Below are 18,301 nucleotides of genomic sequence, written 5' to 3'. Positions count from 1 at the left end.
TCACGATAATGGCCGCATCTTGTTCGTACGACGCTTATTGCGCGTTCAGGTTTTGCCAACAGGGTATGCCGAAATGGCCCAACAGTTCTGCGGTTTCGCAAACAGGCAAGCCGACCACCGCCGAATAGCTGCCATTGAGGCCCGCGACAAACACCGCGCCGAGTCCCTGAATGCCATAGCCACCGGCCTTGTCCCGGGGTTCGCCACTGGCCCAATAGGCTGCCGCTTCTTCACGGCTGATCGGGCGGAACCGCACCAGACTGCGCACTACCCGTGATTCGCAGCGCTCGCCTTCGAGCACGGCAATCGCGGTCAGCACTTCATGCTCCTTGCCGGACAACATCATCAGCATGGCGCATGCATCGGCTTCGTCCACCGGTTTGCCAAGAATTTTGCCTTCGAGCACCACCGCCGTGTCGGCGCCCAGCACACAGAATGCCTGGTCGGACACGATCGTGCGTCGCCCGGCCTCGGCCTTGCCGCGCGCGAGGCGTTCGACATAGGCCGATGGCGATTCTTCAGGAAGTGGGGTTTCATCGATGTCCGCGCTGATGGCGGAAAAAGCCACACCAATCTGCGTGAGCAACTCACGGCGACGCGGCGATCCAGAGGCGAGGTAAAGCGGCTTCATCAAAACATCTCCCTGTTCAGTGCCCTGCTTCACCGGATCAATTGATTTTGTAGCGGCGGCGCAATCCACGCAAAGCGAAGCTGACCCAAGGCCAGAGCAAGGCGCTGACCAGTGCCGGCAGCACCAGCGCCAGGGTCGGCTGGCGATTGCCGGTCAAGGCACTGAGCCACAACTGCACCAGTTGCGCGAGTCCGAAGATCACCAGGATCACCAGACATTGCTGCCAGATCGGAAACATGCGCAGACGCTGTTGCAACGACAGGACCAGGAAGGTGATCAGTGTCAGGATCAGTGCGTTCTGCCCAAGCAGCGTGCCGTACAGCACGTCTTCCGCCAGGCCCAGGCAAAACGCCGTCACCATGCCAACCGTCTGCGGCATGTACAGCGCCCAGAAAGTCAGCAGCAAGGCGAGCCACAGCGGGCGCAGTATTTCCATGAATTGCGGCAGCGGCGAGACGCTGAGCAGCATGCCGATGGCAAACGTCAGCCAGACGATCCAGCCGTTTCGCGATGCGGTAGCCCCGACCATTATTCTTGTCTCCCAGTGGTAGCAGGCGCGGTGACCGGCGGTTTCGCCGCAGGTCGTGCAGCAGGCTGGGCAGCCGGAGGCTTGGCGGCCGCCGGAGTGGTTGCCGGTGGTTTTGCAGCGGCGGCTGGCTTGCTTGCAACGGGTTTGGCCGGTGTGGCGCTAGCGGCAGGTGCAGCCGGAGTGGCTGCGGCGGCAGGCGTAGCGGCAGCCGGTGGCGTCACAACTTTAGGCACGGTGGTCGGAATCACCGGACCGCCACCAAAGGCATCAAGATTTTCCTGAGCTTGCGCGGCAGCGTTGGCGCGCTCTTCGGCGGTGCGATTGTCGCTGAACACCAGCAGCAGATAACGGCTGCGGTTCAACGCGGCGGTCGGCACGGCGCGAACGATCGCGAAGGGCTGGCCGGAATCGTGGATGACTTCCTTGACTGTCGCCACCGGGTAACCGGCCGGGAAGCGCTGGCCGAGACCGGAGCTGACCAGCAGATCGCCTTCCTTGATGTCTGCGGTATCGGCGACGTGACGCAACTCCAGACGTTCCGGGTTGCCGGTGCCGCTGGCAATCGCCCGCAGACCGTTACGGTTCACCTGTACCGGAATGCTGTGAGTGGTGTCGGTCAACAGCAACACCCGGGAGGTGTACGGCATCAACTCGACCACCTGGCCCATCAGGCCGCGCGCATCAAGCACCGGCTGGCCGAGGACCACACCGTCGCGCTCACCTTTATTGATGATGATGCGATGGGTGAAGGGGTTGGGGTCCATGCCGATCAATTCGGCCACTTCGACCTTCTCGTTGACTAGCGCGGAGGAATTGAGCAACTCGCGCAGCCGGACGTTCTGCTCGGTGAGGGCGGCAAGCTTCTGCATGCGGCCCTGCAACAGCAGGTTCTCGGTCTTGAGTTTTTCGTTTTCGGCGACCAGCTCGGTGCGACTGCCGAACTGACTGGCAACGCCTTCCCACAAACGACCGGGCAGGTCGGTGATCCAGTAGGCGTCCATCAGCACCAGCGACATCTGGCTGCGTGCAGGCTTGAGCAGACTGAAGCGGGCATCGACCACCATCAGCGCAACCGACAACACGGCCAGCACTAACAGGCGGACGCCCAACGAAGGGCCCTTGGCGAAAAGCGGTTTAATAAGCCGCTCCTCCCAGGCAAATGTTCTGTTTATTCATACGGCATCAAACCGGCCTGGATGAAGACTGACAGAAGATAAACGCCAACAGGCAGCACTGCAAAGTGCTGCCTGCGCGCGCTCACCCACGTATTGCAACCCAGCACTTATTCGCTGGAGAGCAGATCCATGGTGTGCTTATCCATCATTTCCAATGCACGGCCACCGCCGCGAGCAACGCAAGTCAGCGGATCTTCGGCAACGATCACCGGCAGACCGGTTTCCTGAGCCAGCAACTTGTCGAGGTCACGCAGCAGCGCGCCACCACCGGTCAGCACCAGGCCACGCTCGGCGATGTCGGAAGCCAGTTCCGGCGGCGATTGCTCCAGGGCGCTTTTCACAGCCTGAACGATGGTAGCCAGAGACTCTTGCAGAGCTTCCAGCACTTCGTTGGAGTTCAGGGTGAATGCGCGTGGAACGCCTTCGGCCAGGTTGCGACCGCGAACGTCGACTTCGCGAACTTCGCCGCCCGGGTAGGCCGTGCCGATTTCCTGTTTGATGCGCTCGGCGGTCGATTCACCGATCAGGCTGCCGTAGTTACGGCGCACGTAGGTGATGATCGCTTCGTCGAAACGGTCGCCGCCAACGCGTACGGATTCGGCGTAGACCACACCGTTCAGGGAGATCAGCGCGATTTCGGTAGTACCACCACCGATATCCACGACCATCGAGCCGCGCGCTTCTTCTACCGGCAGGCCGGCACCGATCGCAGCCGCCATTGGCTCTTCGATCAGGAACACTTCACGGGCACCGGCACCCAGGGCCGATTCACGGATGGCACGACGCTCAACCTGGGTGGATTTGCATGGAACGCAGATCAGCACACGAGGGCTAGGCTGCAGAAAGCTGTTTTCGTGAACCTTGTTAATAAAGTATTGCAGCATCTTTTCGCAGACGCTGAAGTCGGCGATCACGCCGTCCTTCATCGGACGAATGGCAGCAATGTTGCCCGGCGTACGGCCGAGCATGCGCTTGGCCTCGGTGCCGACAGCGACGACACTTTTCTGGTTACCGTGTGTCCGAATGGCCACAACCGATGGCTCATTCAGGACGATACCGCGCTCGCGCACGTAAATAAGGGTGTTGGCAGTGCCCAGGTCAATGGAAAGATCGCTGGAAAACATGCCACGCAGTTTCTTGAACATGGGAAAGGGACCCTAGGCAACGCGTGGGTAAAAAAGTGCGGCAAACTCTAACAACGACAGGGATTTTGGGCAAGGCGCCAATATGTTAAATTGGCCGCTTTTCTGTGCACCAAGCCCCACAATCGCGGCCTTATGACCGTAGAAGTGCGGTAGTGTTCCGACAATCTAACACACGGACGCCGTCCGTTCTGTTTTCCACTGGAGAATCCCGATGGCGCTAGAACGCTCCGACGTGGAAAAAATCGCTCATCTGGCCTGCCTTGGCCTTAATGATGCCGATCTTCCGCACATTACTTCCGCCCTCAACAGCATTCTCGGGCTGGTCGACGAAATGCAGGCCGTCAATACCGACGGTATCGAGCCTTTGGCCCACCCGCTGGAAGCCAGTCAGCGCCTGCGCGCCGACGTCGTGACCGAAAGCAATCATCGCGAGGCCTATCAGTCCATCGCACCAGCGGTCGAAAACGGCCTGTATCTGGTTCCGAAAGTCATCGACTAAAGGGAAAGAGCCTGCAATGCATCAAATGACTCTGGCCGAGATCGCCCGCGGTCTCGCCGATAAAAAGTTTTCCTCCGAAGAGCTGACCAAAGTCCTGCTGGCGCGTATTACCCAGCTCGACCCGCAGCTCAACAGTTTCATCAGCCTCACCGAAGAGCTGGCCCTCGAGCAGGCGAAAGCCGCCGACGTGCGCCGGGCCAACGGTGAGAGCGGCGCGCTGCTCGGCGCGCCGATCGCTCACAAAGACTTGTTCTGCACCCAGGGCATTCGCACCAGCTGCGGCTCGAAGATGCTCGACAACTTCAAAGCCCCGTACGACGCCACCGTGGTCGCGAAGCTGGCTGCGGCCGGTGCCGTGACTTTGGGCAAGACCAACATGGACGAATTCGCCATGGGTTCGGCCAACGAGTCGAGCTGGTACGGCGCGGTGAAAAACCCGTGGAACCTGGAACACGTACCGGGCGGTTCGTCCGGCGGTTCGGCGGCGGCCGTTGCCGCTCGTCTGTTGCCTGCAGCGACGGCCACCGACACTGGTGGCTCGATCCGTCAGCCAGCGGCATTCACCAACCTGACTGGCCTGAAACCGACCTACGGTCGTGTTTCGCGCTGGGGCATGATCGCTTACGCCTCCAGCCTCGATCAGGGCGGTCCATTGGCGCGCACGGCCGAAGACTGCGCAATTTTGTTGCAAGGTATGGCTGGCTTCGACCAGAACGACTCCACCAGCATTGATGAGCCGGTTCCGGATTACTCCGCCAGCCTCCACGAATCGCTGCAGGGCCTGCGCATCGGCGTGCCGAAGGAATACTTCAGCGCCGGTCTCGTCCCGCGCATCGCCGAGCTGATCCAGAACAGCATTAAAGAGCTGCAGAAGCTCGGTGCCGTGATCAAGGAAATCAGCCTGCCGAACATGCAGCACGCGATCCCTGCGTACTACGTGATCGCCCCGGCAGAAGCCTCCTCGAACCTGTCGCGTTTCGACGGCGTGCGTTTCGGCCATCGCTGCGAGAACCCGGAAAACCTCATCGACCTGTACAAGCGCTCCCGTGGCGAAGGCTTCGGCCCGGAAGTACAGCGCCGGATCATGGTTGGTGCCTATGCGCTGTCCGCCGGTTACTACGACGCCTACTACCTGAAAGCGCAGAAGATCCGTCGCCTGGTGAAGAACGACTTCATGGCTGCCTTTAATGAAGTCGACATCATCCTCGGCCCAACCACGCCGAACCCGGCCTGGAAGCTCGGCGCCAAGAACAGCGACCCGGTCGCTGCCTATCTGGAAGACGTCTACACCATCACCGCCAACCTCGCGGGCCTGCCGGGCCTGTCGATGCCGGCCGGTTTTGTCGATGGTCTGCCGGTTGGCGTGCAGTTGCTCGCTCCGTATTTCCAGGAAGGCCGTTTGCTCAACGTTGCGCACCAGTATCAGTTGAACACTGACTGGCACACCCGCACCCCAACCGGCTTCTGAGGAGACACACATGCAATGGGAAGTCGTGATCGGGCTGGAGATTCACACTCAGCTCACTACCCGGTCGAAAATCTTTTCCGGTAGTTCCACCCAGTTCGGCTCCGAGCCGAACACCCAGGCCAGCCTGATCGATCTGGGCATGCCTGGCGTTCTGCCGGTGTTGAACCAGGAAGCCGTGCGGATGGCGGTGATGTTCGGTCTGGCGATTGACGCCGAGATCGGTCAGCACAACGTGTTCGCCCGTAAAAACTATTTCTACCCGGATCTGCCGAAGGGCTACCAGATCAGCCAGATGGAATTGCCGATCGTCGGCAAGGGCCACCTGGACATCGCGCTGGAAGACGGCACGGTCAAACGCGTCGGCATCACCCGTGCGCACCTGGAAGAAGACGCCGGCAAGAGCCTGCACGAAGAGTTCAACGGTGCCACCGGCATCGACCTGAACCGTGCCGGCACGCCGCTGCTGGAAATCGTTTCCGAGCCGGACATGCGCAGCGCCAAGGAAGCCGTGGCTTACGTCAAGGCGATCCACGCGCTGGTGCGTTACCTGGGCATCTGCGACGGCAACATGGCCGAAGGCTCGCTGCGTTGCGACTGCAACGTGTCGATCCGTCCGAAAGGCCAGGTTGAGTTCGGCACGCGCTGCGAGATCAAGAACGTCAACTCGTTCCGCTTCATCGAGAAGGCGATCAACTCCGAGATCCAGCGTCAGATCGAGCTGATCGAAGACGGCGGCAAAGTGATCCAGCAGACCCGTCTGTACGATCCGAACAAGGACGAGACCCGTCCGATGCGTTCGAAAGAGGAAGCCAACGACTACCGTTACTTCCCCGATCCGGACCTGCTGCCGGTGGTTATCGAAGAGTCGTTCCTTGGCGAAGTGCGCGCCACCCTGCCGGAACTGCCACCACAGAAACGCGAGCGCTTCCAGAGCCAGTTCGGTCTGTCGGCCTACGACGCCAACGTGCTGGCCACCAGCCGTGAGCAAGCGGATTACTTCGAGAAAGTCGCAGCCATCGGCGGCGACGCCAAACTGGCGGCGAACTGGGTGATGGTCGAGTTGGGCAGCCTGCTCAACAAGCAAGGCCTGGACATCGACGAGTCGCCGGTTTCGGCTGAACTGTTGGGCGGCATGCTGCAGCGCATCAAGGACAACACCATCTCCGGCAAGATCGCCAAAGTGGTGTTCGAAGCGATGGCCAACGGCGAAGGCAGCGCGGACGAGATCATCGAGAAACGCGGTCTCAAGCAAGTGACTGACAGCGGCGCAATCTCGGCGGTGCTGGACGAAATGCTCGCGGCCAACGCCGAGCAAGTTGAACAATATCGTGCGGCTGATGAAGCCAAGCGCGGCAAGATGTTCGGCTTCTTTGTCGGTCAGGCGATGAAAGCGTCCAAAGGCAAGGCTAACCCGCAGCAAGTGAACGAACTGCTGAAAAGCAAGCTCGAAGGCTGATGAAAATGGAGCCAGTCCCAAGGACTGGCCCCATATCCTGTGGGAATAATCCTCTGTGGCTGGAGGGGTTTTGTGGTGAGGGGATTTATCCCCGATGGGCTGCGAAGCAGACCCAATTCTTGTGCACTGGGAATTTGGGGGCGCTACGCGCCCCATCGGGGATAAATCCCCTCGCCACAAACGCTCGTTTCTACACGGGGTTGCTCCCACAATTGTCTCGGAAACCTTTGAATGAAGCGTCTGCTCATTGGCTGCGCCCTGCTCTCTCTACTGGCCGGTTGCGCCAGCAATGACCTCATCGACCCGCACGGTTACGACCAGAGCGGTGTCGCCTCCTATTACGGAGCCAGACATCACGGTAAACGCACCGCCAGTGGCGAAGCGTTCAACCAGAATTCCCTGACCGCCGCCCACCGCCAGTTGCCCTTCGGCACCCGGGTGAAGGTCACCAATCTGAAAAACGACAAATCCTGTGTGGTGCGCATCAACGATCGCGGGCCGCACACCCGTGGCCGCTTGATTGATGTTTCACGCGAAGCGGCCGAACAACTCGGTATGCTCAACAGCGGCACCGCGCGGGTTCGCGTGCAGGCCCTCGACGACTGATGGAGCGCCGACCATTTTCGCCCTAGCCGATATCCCGCTGATCAATCTGATCGAGTTGCTCGGCGGTCTGCTCTTGCTGATCGCCGGCGCCGAACTGATGGTGCGTGCGGCGGTGCGCCTCGCTGCGCGTCTGCATGTGCGGCCATTGATCATCGGTTTGACCATCGTGGCCTTCGGCAGCAGCGCACCGCAAATGGCCGTGAGCCTGCAAGCGGCACACGCACATACGCCAGACATCGCCGTCGGCAGTGTGATCGGCAGCAGCATCTTCAATATCCTCGTGACCCTTGGCCTGTCGGCGCTGATCATTCCTTTGCGGGTGTCGCGGCAACTGGTGCGCCTCGACATTCCGCTGATGATCGGCGCCAGCCTGTTGGTGTTCGTACTGGCCTGGAACGAAGAATTCGGGCGCTTCGATGGCGTCCTGCTGCTGGGTGCATTGGCGCTGTATCTGGGTTTGCTGCTACGCCAGTCGCGGCATTCGACACGACCGCATTCGCAACACCCTGAAGCCGCACAAGCGTCCTGGCCCGGCAGTGTACTGATGATCATTGTCGGTCTGGCAATGCTGGTCTATGCAGGACATCTGCTGCTCGGTGCGGCGGTTGCCGTGGCCACAGACCTTGGATTGTCGGAACGCGTCATCGGCCTGACCGTGGTCGCCGTCGGCACTTCGCTGCCGGAGCTCGCCACGTCGCTGATCGCGGCACTGCGTGGGCAACGGGACATCGCGGTGGGCAACGTGATCGGTGCCAATCTGTTCAACCTGCTCGGGGTGCTGGGCTTCACCGCGTTGATCGCGCCGACGCCCTTGTCGGTTTCACCCAATGCGCTGGATTTCGACCTGCCGGTGATGCTCGGCGTCGCCGCGCTGTGCCTGCCGGTGTTCTATTCGGGCTACCGCGTGACCCGCGCCGAGGGTTTGCTGCTGCTCGGTTTGTATCTGGCGTACGGCCTGCATGTGGTGTCGTTCACCACCGGCATGCCGCTGGCCGGCAAGCTTGAGCGCTTGATGCTGTTTTATGTGCTGCCGACGCTGTTGACGTTTCTGTTGTTCACGTCAGTCATCGCCTGGCGCCGCCAACACCACAAGAGGGATGTGCCATGACCGAATCGAAGAAGTCCGGGGTTGAAGTCCGCCGCCAGGTAATGGGCGATGCATTTGTTGATCGCGCATTGGGCAACGCCACCGAGTTCACCCAGCCGCTGCAGGATTTCGTCAATGAACATGCCTGGGGCGGTGTGTGGAATCGCGAAGGTCTGCCGCTGAAAACCCGCAGCCTGATCACCCTCGCCGCACTGACGGCGTTGAAGTGCCCGCAAGAGTTGAAGGGCCATGTGCGCGGTGCACTGAACAATGGCTGCACGGTGGAAGAGATTCGCGAGGCGTTGCTGCATTGCGCGGTGTATGCCGGCGTGCCGGCGGCGATCGATGCGTTTCGGGCGGCGCAGGAAGTGATCGACAGTTACCAGAAACCTGAGTGACTTTACGGGCCTCATCGCGGGCAAGCCCGCTCCCACAGGGATCTGGGTGTTGATGAAATTTGATTAACAACCGAAAAACCTGTGGGAGCGGGCTTGCCCGCGATGAGGCCGGAAAAATCGCCGAAAATCTTTCGGTCAGATCCACCCACCCCACTGCAACAGAAAGATCCCGACATTGGTGGTAATCGCCGCCATCAACGTGGTGATCACAATGATTGCCGCCGCCAGTTCATGATTGCCCTGCGCCGCCCGGGCCATGACAAAACTGGCCGCTGCCGTCGGGCTGCCGAAGTACAGAAACAGAATCCCCAGCTCGGCCCCGCGAAACCCGCACAGCCAGGCGCCGAGGGTCGCCAGCACCGGCAGGCCGATCATCTTCACCAGACTCGAACTGAGCGCCATGTTGCCGCTCTGACGCAGCGCCGCCAGCGATAGCGTCCCGCCGATGCAGATCAGCGCCAGCGGCAAGGTGGTTTGCGCCAGATACTGGCCGGACGTTTCCAGCCAGCCCGGCAGACTGATCTTGAAGTAGGCAAACGGCGCCGCCGCGATCACGCTGATGATCAATGGATTGCTGAACACACTTTTGCAGATGCTCCACGGATCGGACTTGATCACCGGGCTGTACACCGCCAGCACGATGGTCGACAGCGTGTTGTAGAACAGGATTACCAGTGCCGCGAGAATCGCGCCGAGGGAAATCCCGTAATCGCCATACATGCTCGCGGCCAGCGCCAGACCGATCACGCCGTTGTTGCCGCGAAACGCGCCTTGGGTGTAGATGCCGCGATCCTCACGCGGACAGCGGAAAATCGCCCAGCCCCAGGCCACGGCAAAACTCGCCAGCGTGGCGACGGCGAAGTAGATCAGCAGCGCCGGTTGCAGCGCGGCGTGCAGGTCCGCGTGGAGGATGCCGAGGAACAGCAGCGCCGGCATGCTGACGTTGAACACCAGCGACGAGGCCGTGTGGATGAAGTTGTCGTTGATCCAGTCGATGCGCTTGAGCAGCACACCGAGAAACAGCATGGCAAACACCGGCGCGGTGATGTTCAGGGTTTCGAGGAAAATTGCCAGCATGCCGGGGGAGCCTTGGGTGAGCGTCGTTAGGGGGCTAATGATAAGCCACTTTCACCCCGATCGTTCCCACGCTCTGCGTGGGAACGCCTCCTGTGACGCTCCGCGTCACGCTTTTGGGACGCGGAGCGTCCTGGGCTGCATTCCCACGCGGAGCGTGGGAACGATCAATCGCATTCGCACAGACAGAACGCGGTCGAATGTGGGAGCGAGCCTGCTCGCGAAGAACGGTAACGCCGTCTCAAGTAATCGGCGCAGGATTGAACAGAGTAATGTCGTTATGCAGCTTGTGCTTCTCCGCCCACGTCTGCTGTTTGCCGCTGGCGACATCCAAGTAATAGTGAAACAACTCCCAGCCCAATTCCTCGATGGTCGCGCGCCCGGTGGCAATCCGCCCGGCGTCGATATCAATCAAATCCGGCCAGCGCTGTGCCAATTCCGTGCGCGTCGAGACCTTCACCACCGGCGCCATCGCCAGACCATACGGCGTGCCACGCCCGGTGGTAAACACATGCAGGTTCATCCCGGCCGCCAGTTGCAATGTCCCGCAGACAAAATCACTGGCCGGGGTCGCGCAGAAGATCAGACCTTTCTGCTTGAACCGTTCGCCCGGGCCGAGCACGCCGTTGATCGCGCTGCTACCGGATTTGACGATCGAGCCCAACGACTTCTCGACGATGTTCGACAACCCGCCCTTCTTGTTGCCCGGCGTGGTGTTTGCGCTGCGATCCGCTTCGCCCTTGGCCAGATAACGGTCGTACCAATCCATTTCGCGTACCAGTTCCTCGGCGACGGTTTTGCTTTCGGCGCGCGAGGTCAGCAGATAAATCGCGTCGCGCACTTCGGTGACTTCGGAAAACATCACCGTCGCCCCCGCGCGCAACAACAAGTCCGAGGCATAGCCCAGCGCCGGGTTGGCGGTAATACCGGAAAACGCATCGCTGCCGCCGCACTGCATGCCGAGGATCAGCTCGGACGCCGGCACGGTTTCGCGGCGGCGCTGGTCGAGCTTCTTCAGTCGGACTTCGGCCAGCGCCATGATCTGCTCGATCATCTCGGTGAAGCCGTGACTGGAATCCTGCAAGCGATACAGCCATGGATCACTGAGATCGACCGACGCATCGTTCTCATGCATCACCTGCCCGGCCTGTAATTTCTCGCAGCCCAGACTGATCACCAGCGCCTCTCCACCGAGGTTCGGGTTGCGCGCCAGATTGCGCACGGTGCGAATCGGGATGTACGCGTCGGTAGCGGTAATCGCCACGCCGCAACCATAACTGTGGGTCAGCGCCACCACGTCATCAACGTGCGGGTACTTCGGCAGCAACTCTTCCTTGATCCGTTTCACCGCATGATCGAGCACACCGGTGACGCACTGCACAGTGGTGGTGATCCCGAGAATGTTGCGCGTGCCGACGGTGCCGTCGGCGTTGCGATACCCCTCGAATGTGAAGCCTTCGAGCGGTGCCTGCGCGACCGGCACCTCGGTGGACAGCGGCAGGCTGTCCAGCGGCGGCGCGGTCGGCATGCGTAGTTGATCTTCCTTGACCCAACTGCCCCGGCGGATCGGCTGCAACGCGTAGCCAATGATCTGGCCGTAGCGAATCACCTGGCCGCCCTCGGCAATGTCTTCGAGGGTGACCTTGTGGCTCTGCGGCACAAAATCCACGGTCACCAGGCCATCGGCGAATTCGGTACCGGCCGGTACACCCTGGTCGTTGACTACAACCACCACATTGTCCCGCTCGTGCAGGCGGATGTAGCGCGGCGAGTCGGAATGTTCAATCAACTGCATGACGCCGCTCCTCAGGAATGCGCTTGAGACAATTTGCCGGTGGCTTCAGTACCGCCGTTGGTTGGCGGCTCCTTGAGTACCACCCGTTTGATCGGGCCGACGATCACCAGATAGCTGAACACTGCGACCAGTGCGTTGGCCCCGACGAACACCAGCGCCCATTTGAATGAACCGGTGGAGCTGATGATGTAGCCAATCACGATCGGCGTGGTGATCGAAGCGATGTTGCCGAAGGTGTTGAACAGGCCACCGCTCAGACCCGCGATCTGTTTTGGCGAGGTGTCGGAGACCACTGCCCAGCCCAGCGCGCCAACGCCTTTGCCGAAGAAGGCCAAAGCCATGAAGCCAACCACCATCCATTCAACGTCGACATAGTTGCAGGCAACGATGCTGCTCGATACCAGCAGGCCGGCAATGATCGGAGCCTTGCGGGCGAAGGTCAGCGAGTGGCCCTTGCGCAGCAGGTAATCGGAAATCACCCCGCCGAGTACGCCGCCGATAAAACCGCAGATCGCCGGCAACGAGGCGATGAAACCGGCCTTGAGAATGGTCATGCCACGTTCTTGCACCAGGTACACCGGGAACCAGGTCAGGAAGAAATAAGTGATGCCGTTGATGCAGTACTGGCCCAAATAGACGCCGAGCATCATGCGGTTGGTCAGCAACTGGCGGATGTAATCCCACTTCGGACCGTCAGCCTTTTTGCCTTTGTTCTGGTCCATGTCGACCATGCCGCCGTTGTCGGCAATGAACTGTACCTCCGCATCGTTGGCCATGGGGTGTTGACGCGGGCTGTGGATAACCTTCAGCCAGATCCCCGAGAAGACGATGCCGAACAGGCCCATGACAATGAACACGTGCTCCCAGCCAAAGCTGTAAACGATCCAGCCCATCAACGGTGCGAACAGCACGGTGGCGAAGTATTGCGCCGAGTTGAAGATCGCCGAAGCGGTACCGCGTTCAGCCGTCGGGAACCACGCCGCGACAATGCGCGCGTTGCCGGGGAACGATGGCGCTTCGGCCAAGCCCACCAGAAAGCGCAGCATGAACAGCGCAACAATCGCCGTGGACATGCCGAATTCACCGACAAAGCCTTGCAGCACGGTGAACAGCGACCAGGTGAAAATGCTCAGCGCATAGACTTTTTTCGAGCCGAAGCGATCGAGCAGCCAGCCACCGGGAATTTGCCCGGCGACGTAGGCCCAACCGAATGCGGAGAAGATATAACCGAGGGTGACCGCGTCGATACCGAGGTCTTTTTGCAGGCTGGAACCGGCGATGGCGATGGTCGCGCGGTCGGCGTAGTTGATCGTGGTCACCAGAAACAACATGAGCAGGATCAAATAGCGGACGTGAGTCGGCTTGGACGATTGCATGTAGATGTACTCCCACTGATTATTTTTATGCGCGGGTGAATCTTCTTGGGTCTGGCTTTTGTGGGAGCCGGCTTGCCGGCGATGGCATCACCGCGGTGCGACTGACATACCGAATCGCCCGCATCGCTGGCAAGCCAGCTCCCACAGGTATTGCGTGGATCAGGAACCGATGTAACTGGTCTTCACGACCGTGTAGAACTCCTGCGCATAGCGGCCTTGCTCACGTGAGCCATAGGATGAGCCCTTACGGCCACCGAACGGAACGTGGTAATCGACGCCGGCCGTCGGCAGGTTGACCATCACCATCCCGGCCTGGGAGTGGCGCTTGAAGTGGTTGGCGTATTTCAACGACGTGGTCGCAATACCCGCCGACAAACCGAATTCGGTGTCGTTGGCCATGGCCAGTGCCGCGTCGTAATCGGCGACGCGAACGATGTTGGCCACCGGGCCGAAAATCTCTTCGCGGCTGATGCGCATCGACGCCTCGCTGTCGGCAAACAGCGTTGGCGCAAGGAAATAGCCTTCGGTGTCACACGTCACCAGACCACCGCCGCTGACCAGCCGCGCACCTTCGGACTGGCCGATGTCGATGTACTTCATGTCCTGTTCAAGCTGAGCTTGCGAAACCACCGGGCCGATATCGGTGCCGGATTTAAGCGCGTGGCCAACCTTGATCGACTTCATGCGTTCGGCCATGGCTTCAACGAACTTGTCGTGAATCCCGGCGGTGACGATAAGGCGGCTCGACGCGGTGCAACGCTGACCGGTGGAGTAGAACGCGCTCTGCACCGACAGCTCGACCGCTTGCTTGAGGTCGGCGTCGTCGAGAATGATCTGCGGGTTCTTGCCGCCCATTTCCAGCTGCACCTTGGCCTGACGGGAAACGCAGTTGACCGCGATCTGCCGGCCCACGCCGACCGAACCGGTGAAGCTGATGCCATCGACTTTCGGGCTGTTGACCAGCGCTTCGCCAACCACGCGACCGCTGCCCATCACCAGGTTGAACACGCCGGCCGGGAAGCCTGCGCGGGAGATGATTTCGGCCAGGGCCCAGGCACAGCCCGGCACCAGATCCGCCGGTTTCAGTACCACGCAGTTGCCGTAGGCCAAGGCCGGGGCGATTTTCCACGACGGAATGGCAATCGGGAAATTCCACGGGGTGATCAGACCGACCACGCCTAGCGCTTCGCGGGTCACTTCAACGTTGACGCCCGGACGCACCGACGGCACGTAATCGCCGGACAGACGCAGGCACTCACCGGCGAAGAACTTGAAGATGTTGCCGGCGCGGGTTACTTCGCCAATGGCCTCGGGCAGGGTCTTGCCCTCTTCCCGCGCCAGCAAGGTGCCGAGTTCTTCGCGACGAGCCAGAATCTCGGTGCCGACTTTATCCAGCGAATCGTGACGGGCCTGGATGCCCGACGTCGACCAGGCCGGGAACGCCGCGCGGGCAGCCTCGATGGCCGCGTTGACCTGCGCCAGATCTGCCTTGGCGTAATCGCCAATGGTGTCGCTCAGTTCGGACGGATTGATGTTGGCCGAGTAATCGGCAGCGGCGACCCATTCACCGTTGATGTAGTTGTCGAAGCGTTTTGCATCTGCCACGGGACTGCCCTCGAATCTAAAAGCCTTCACGCAAAAAGCCGCTGATTGCTCAGCGGCCTCGCTTTTGTGGGGTGTTACTGCGCACCTTGCTTGTCGATCAGCGCGGCGAGCATTTCGTACTCTTCGCCCGTCAGATCGGTCAGCGGCGCGCGCACCGGGCCTGCGTCATGGCCGGCGATTTTTGCGCCTGCCTTGACGATGCTCACGGCGTAACCGGCCTTGCGGTTGCGAATGTCCAGGTACGGCAGGAAGAAGTCGTCAATGATCTTGCCGACGGTGGCGTGATCTTCACGGGCGATGGCGTGGTAGAAATCCATCGCGGTTTTCGGAATGAAGTTGAACACCGCCGAGGAGTAAACCGGCACGCCCAGCGCCTTGTAGGCAGCGGCGTAGACTTCGGCGGTCGGCAGACCACCCAGGTAGCTGAAGCGGTCACCGAGGCGGCGACGGATCGACACCATCAACTCGATATCGCCCAAACCATCCTTGTAGCCGATCAGATTCGGGCAGCGTTCGGCCAGACGTTCCAGCAGCGGAGCGGTCAGGCGGCAGACGTTACGGTTGTAGACCACCACGCCGATGTTGACCGATTTGCACACCGCTTCAACGTGAGCGGCCACGCCGTCCTGACTCGCTTCGGTCAGGTAGTGCGGCAGCAGCAACAGACCTTTGGCGCCCAGACGCTCGGCTTCCTGCGCATACTCGATGGCCTGACGGGTCGAACCGCCGACACCGGCCAGAATCGGCACGCTGGTGGCGCAAGTGTCGACGGCAGTCTTGATGATTTCCGAATATTCGCTGGCGGCCAAGGAGAAGAACTCACCGGTGCCACCGGCGGCGAACAGAGCCGAAGCGCCATAAGGAGCCAGCCATTCCAGACGTTTGATGTAGCCAGCGCGGTTGAAATCGCCCTGCGCGTTGAAATCGGTGACCGGGAAGGACAGCAGGCCGGCGGAGAGGATGGACTTCAGTTCTTGTGGATTCATTTTTCGAACACCCTGGGTAGCAACAATTTTTGTGAGTTTTATGGTTCAGCCAGCGCTGAAGTTGTAGGTCATCGTACAACTTAAAAGATAACCGTCAACTGCATTTCATCGCTGACGCGGACTTTTTGTCGGACAAGATTCTTTCTTGACGTAGGAAATTTCTTGGCTAGGCTCGATTTAACTGTATATACATACAGTTAAATAAGAATCTACCGACGACATATCAAGGAGAAAGAAATGTCCGGACTTCACCCGAAACCACAGGAAAAACCCACACCGGTGATCGCCCGTTTTGATGATCTGTTCACTGCAACCGGCATCGCCTTCATCGCCGACAATGCGCATCTGGTGCTGCACATCGCCGACGCTCACAGCGATGTCGAACCGGTCACCGCCCTCCCCGGCAATGCCTTGAAAGGCCGGCCGCAAGCACGCTTCGAGGGCGGCGAACACACGGCCATCGGCGATAACACGCTGTTGCGCTTCGTCGAGAATGCGCAACCGCTGCTCGCCCAGAACGTGCCATTGCATCTGCCGAATGGCCTGGCGCTGACCTACGGCCAAATGCTGGCACTGGGCGGTGATTTCTACGGCATCCCGGATCGCCCGATCAGCGAAGGCGCCACCCCGGTGGATCGCCTGCAGCGCTTCAACGCCGCTTTCGACTCGCTCGCGGCACTGCCGGCGGCGCGTGCCGAAGCCACGCAGATTCTCGCGGTGATGAAGAGAGAGATCGACGCGGTTAAACAGGCAATCAAGGACGGTAAACAACCGCACGAAGCCTACGACGCGCTGGGAGATACGTTGTCCGAAGAGTGGAACAAGATCACCGGCGGCGGCAGTTTCGTCTCCGCGCTGTTCCCGCTCGGGCGCTACCTGAAACTGGCGGCGAACAATGCCGACCATTTTGGCGAATGGGCAAAACTCGCCTACATCGCCGGGCACACCGCCGCGCTGCAAACGGCAATCGTCGCCCGCGCCAATCACGATGAACAACAATTGGAACGGGCTTACGCCATGAACGCGTTTGCCGACCACTTCCTCACCGACCTGTTTTCCTCCGGCCATTTGCGGGTGCCGCGCAAAGAACTCGCCGCAGTGGTGACCCCGAGTGATCTGGGCTCGTTGATCACGCGGTTCATGCACGACGAGGACAGCAAGTTCGGTCTCAAGGTACGCAACGGGCATGGCGATCAGTGGCGCGCCTATGGCGACAAGCGCTACTTCGACGCGAGCGACGCCGACAATCGCACTCAGGTCAATCAAGCGGTACAGACCTCGGCGGACGAGGTATTTGCCGCCTACCTCAGCGGCAATCTGCCGGCCCCTTCGACATTCGCCGCACTGCAACGCCTGCCGGACCTGACGGCGGTGCTGAACCTGACGAACAACTTCTCGCCGCTGTTCCGCACTGAGGGCAGCAAAGTGCTGCGCCGCAAAGACGTCAACAACCTCAACGACAGTGCCACCGTCGATGACTGGTGGGGCTGGAGCACTTACCTGCTGCTCAAGGATTACCACCCGACCGGCAACGTCAATTAAGGAGAGATGCGATGACGATCAAATTGAAACTGGAACTGGCCTCGGGCCAATCGCTGAAGGGTGCGCCGCTGGAACTGTTGGCCAAGGGGCTACCGATTGCCCGTGCAACCGTGGATGCCCAGGGTTACGCAACTTTTGATGCCAAGCCCGCCAACGGCCCCCTCGCCGTCAGGGTTGACCGCTCAATCCTGCCGCCACACTGACACCAGCCGCCTCCGGTAGGAGCTGCCGCTGGCTGCGGCAGCTCCTACCGGGGGGCTTTTGAAATGGCTGGAAATAGACGGTTTAAAACTCGCTTCGGGAAATTCTCTTACCGTGCAGAACCGCCGTGAATGGATCACGGCCCACCTCGCACGGAGAGCGCCCCCCTCATGACTTTTGCCCCGCCAACACTGCCGCAATGTCTGCCGCATTCGCCAGAAACGGCCACCGTGAACCTGTCTCTGCTGAGCGACGACCTGATTATTCAGGTGCCGGACTCCAGCGACTTTGCAGCGAACTGGAGCGTCTACGCCATTCTCGGCGACGACCCCGAAGAGCCCGATTGGGCAGGCGAAAAAGTCGACACCGGCGCCTGGGATGACGCCGAGGATGAAATGGAAAAACTGACGGGCATCGAATTGCAGATACCGAAGGAGGTACTGAAGGCGTACCTGAACACCGAAATTGAACTGCGCTACAAGTTTCAGGATGAATCGAGCATGGAGCCGTGTTCGGCGCCTCTGATACTGCATATCGAAGCCTGATTTCCTGACGTGCCTGTTGATCGGGCGTGCCTTTTAACTGAAATCGACCGTTCGTCGGGACTGGTATTTCTTACGGGTGCCAGCCATACCCGATCCCGGCCTTAATGGCTGAGGAGTTAACGAACTGGCTCCGACAGCGCAACGCCGCAACTTGCGCTCATTCAACGGTTTGAATTGAAAGCG

At 60.4% G+C, this 18,301-nt stretch carries 18 protein-coding genes; 9 read left to right on the top strand and 9 right to left on the bottom strand.

Going from position 1 to position 18,301, the window contains the following annotated elements:
- Nucleotides 1–34 precede the first annotated feature (34 nt).
- The 4 genes from KI231_RS04450 to mreB all read right to left on the bottom strand — a co-directional run bounded on the left by KI231_RS04450 (nucleotide 35) and on the right by mreB (nucleotide 3,480).
- Nucleotides 35–631, bottom strand: a complete 597-nt coding sequence (locus KI231_RS04450; RefSeq protein WP_103303128.1) for a Maf family protein — start codon at nucleotides 629–631, stop codon at nucleotides 35–37.
- A 37-nt stretch (nucleotides 632–668) separates the two neighbouring features.
- Nucleotides 669–1,160 (bottom strand): rod shape-determining protein MreD, encoded by a 492-nt coding sequence (gene mreD / locus KI231_RS04445; protein ID WP_103303129.1) that lies wholly within the window; start codon nucleotides 1,158–1,160, stop codon nucleotides 669–671.
- On the bottom strand, nucleotides 1,160–2,299 hold the full coding sequence (gene mreC, locus KI231_RS04440; RefSeq protein ID WP_103303130.1) for a rod shape-determining protein MreC: 1,140 nt from the start codon (nucleotides 2,297–2,299) through the stop codon (nucleotides 1,160–1,162). The genes mreD and mreC overlap by 1 nt, the downstream gene beginning before the upstream one ends.
- A 143-nt stretch (nucleotides 2,300–2,442) precedes the next feature.
- A complete protein-coding gene (gene mreB, locus KI231_RS04435; RefSeq protein ID WP_002555108.1) occupies nucleotides 2,443–3,480 on the bottom strand; it encodes a rod shape-determining protein MreB in 1,038 nt (345 codons plus the stop codon).
- 211 nt (nucleotides 3,481–3,691) lie between these two features.
- Between mreB and gatC the strand changes: the two genes are divergently transcribed.
- The 6 genes from gatC (at nucleotide 3,692) to KI231_RS04405 (ending at nucleotide 8,994) form a co-directional block, all read left to right on the top strand.
- Nucleotides 3,692–3,979 carry an Asp-tRNA(Asn)/Glu-tRNA(Gln) amidotransferase subunit GatC gene (gatC, locus tag KI231_RS04430; protein WP_007915356.1) on the top strand — a complete coding sequence of 96 codons (288 nt, stop codon included), beginning with the start codon at nucleotides 3,692–3,694 and terminating at the stop codon, nucleotides 3,977–3,979.
- A gap of 16 nt (nucleotides 3,980–3,995) precedes the next feature.
- The gene (gene gatA / locus KI231_RS04425; RefSeq protein ID WP_213027554.1) at nucleotides 3,996–5,447 is read left to right on the top strand and encodes an Asp-tRNA(Asn)/Glu-tRNA(Gln) amidotransferase subunit GatA; all 1,452 of its coding nucleotides are present in this window, start codon (nucleotides 3,996–3,998) and stop codon (nucleotides 5,445–5,447) included.
- Between the two features lie 10 nt (nucleotides 5,448–5,457).
- On the top strand, nucleotides 5,458–6,903 hold the full coding sequence (gene gatB, locus KI231_RS04420) for an Asp-tRNA(Asn)/Glu-tRNA(Gln) amidotransferase subunit GatB (protein WP_213027553.1): 1,446 nt from the start codon (nucleotides 5,458–5,460) through the stop codon (nucleotides 6,901–6,903).
- A gap of 231 nt (nucleotides 6,904–7,134) precedes the next feature.
- Nucleotides 7,135–7,509, top strand: coding sequence for a septal ring lytic transglycosylase RlpA family protein (locus tag KI231_RS04415; protein ID WP_213027552.1), 375 nt, complete (start codon nucleotides 7,135–7,137; stop codon nucleotides 7,507–7,509).
- A 46-nt stretch (nucleotides 7,510–7,555) separates the two neighbouring features.
- On the top strand, nucleotides 7,556–8,617 hold the full coding sequence (locus KI231_RS04410) for a calcium/sodium antiporter (RefSeq protein ID WP_103303287.1): 1,062 nt from the start codon (nucleotides 7,556–7,558) through the stop codon (nucleotides 8,615–8,617).
- Entirely contained in the window at nucleotides 8,614–8,994 is a 381-nt protein-coding gene (locus KI231_RS04405) for a carboxymuconolactone decarboxylase family protein (RefSeq protein WP_039769260.1), read from the top strand. The genes KI231_RS04410 and KI231_RS04405 overlap by 4 nt, the downstream gene beginning before the upstream one ends.
- Before the next feature lie 135 nt (nucleotides 8,995–9,129).
- On the opposite strand, the gene KI231_RS04400 is transcribed toward KI231_RS04405, so the two are convergent.
- The 5 genes from KI231_RS04400 to kdgD all read right to left on the bottom strand — a co-directional run bounded on the left by KI231_RS04400 (nucleotide 9,130) and on the right by kdgD (nucleotide 15,830).
- Nucleotides 9,130–10,071, bottom strand: coding sequence for an AEC family transporter (locus KI231_RS04400; RefSeq protein ID WP_103303132.1), 942 nt, complete (start codon nucleotides 10,069–10,071; stop codon nucleotides 9,130–9,132).
- A gap of 238 nt (nucleotides 10,072–10,309) precedes the next feature.
- A complete protein-coding gene (gene garD / locus KI231_RS04395) occupies nucleotides 10,310–11,863 on the bottom strand; it encodes a galactarate dehydratase (RefSeq protein WP_213027551.1) in 1,554 nt (517 codons plus the stop codon).
- A gap of 11 nt (nucleotides 11,864–11,874) precedes the next feature.
- Complete coding sequence (locus KI231_RS04390) at nucleotides 11,875–13,239, bottom strand: MFS transporter (protein WP_103303134.1); 1,365 nt, start codon at nucleotides 13,237–13,239, stop codon at nucleotides 11,875–11,877.
- Between the two features lie 159 nt (nucleotides 13,240–13,398).
- Nucleotides 13,399–14,844 (bottom strand): aldehyde dehydrogenase family protein, encoded by a 1,446-nt coding sequence (locus KI231_RS04385; protein ID WP_103303135.1) that lies wholly within the window; start codon nucleotides 14,842–14,844, stop codon nucleotides 13,399–13,401.
- A gap of 74 nt (nucleotides 14,845–14,918) precedes the next feature.
- The gene (kdgD, locus tag KI231_RS04380) at nucleotides 14,919–15,830 is read right to left on the bottom strand and encodes a 5-dehydro-4-deoxyglucarate dehydratase (protein ID WP_103303136.1); all 912 of its coding nucleotides are present in this window, start codon (nucleotides 15,828–15,830) and stop codon (nucleotides 14,919–14,921) included.
- Nucleotides 15,831–16,067: 237 nt separating this feature from the next.
- On the opposite strand from kdgD, the gene KI231_RS04375 reads away from it, so the two are divergent.
- The 3 genes from KI231_RS04375 (at nucleotide 16,068) to KI231_RS04365 (ending at nucleotide 18,118) form a co-directional block, all read left to right on the top strand.
- Nucleotides 16,068–17,372: a phospholipase gene (locus KI231_RS04375; protein WP_213027550.1), complete on the top strand. Its 1,305-nt coding sequence runs from the start codon at nucleotides 16,068–16,070 to the stop codon at nucleotides 17,370–17,372.
- 11 nt (nucleotides 17,373–17,383) lie between these two features.
- Complete coding sequence (locus KI231_RS04370) at nucleotides 17,384–17,575, top strand: hypothetical protein (RefSeq protein ID WP_213027549.1); 192 nt, start codon at nucleotides 17,384–17,386, stop codon at nucleotides 17,573–17,575.
- A gap of 168 nt (nucleotides 17,576–17,743) precedes the next feature.
- Complete coding sequence (locus KI231_RS04365) at nucleotides 17,744–18,118, top strand: hypothetical protein (protein ID WP_213027548.1); 375 nt, start codon at nucleotides 17,744–17,746, stop codon at nucleotides 18,116–18,118.
- The last annotated feature ends 183 nt before the right edge of the window (nucleotides 18,119–18,301 follow it).

Origin of the sequence: Pseudomonas sp. Seg1 (genome assembly GCF_018326005.1) — a bacterium.
Lineage (GTDB): Bacteria > Pseudomonadota > Gammaproteobacteria > Pseudomonadales > Pseudomonadaceae > Aquipseudomonas.
Note: the sequence above shows the minus strand (reverse complement) of the source record. Positions and strands in the feature narration are given on the sequence as shown.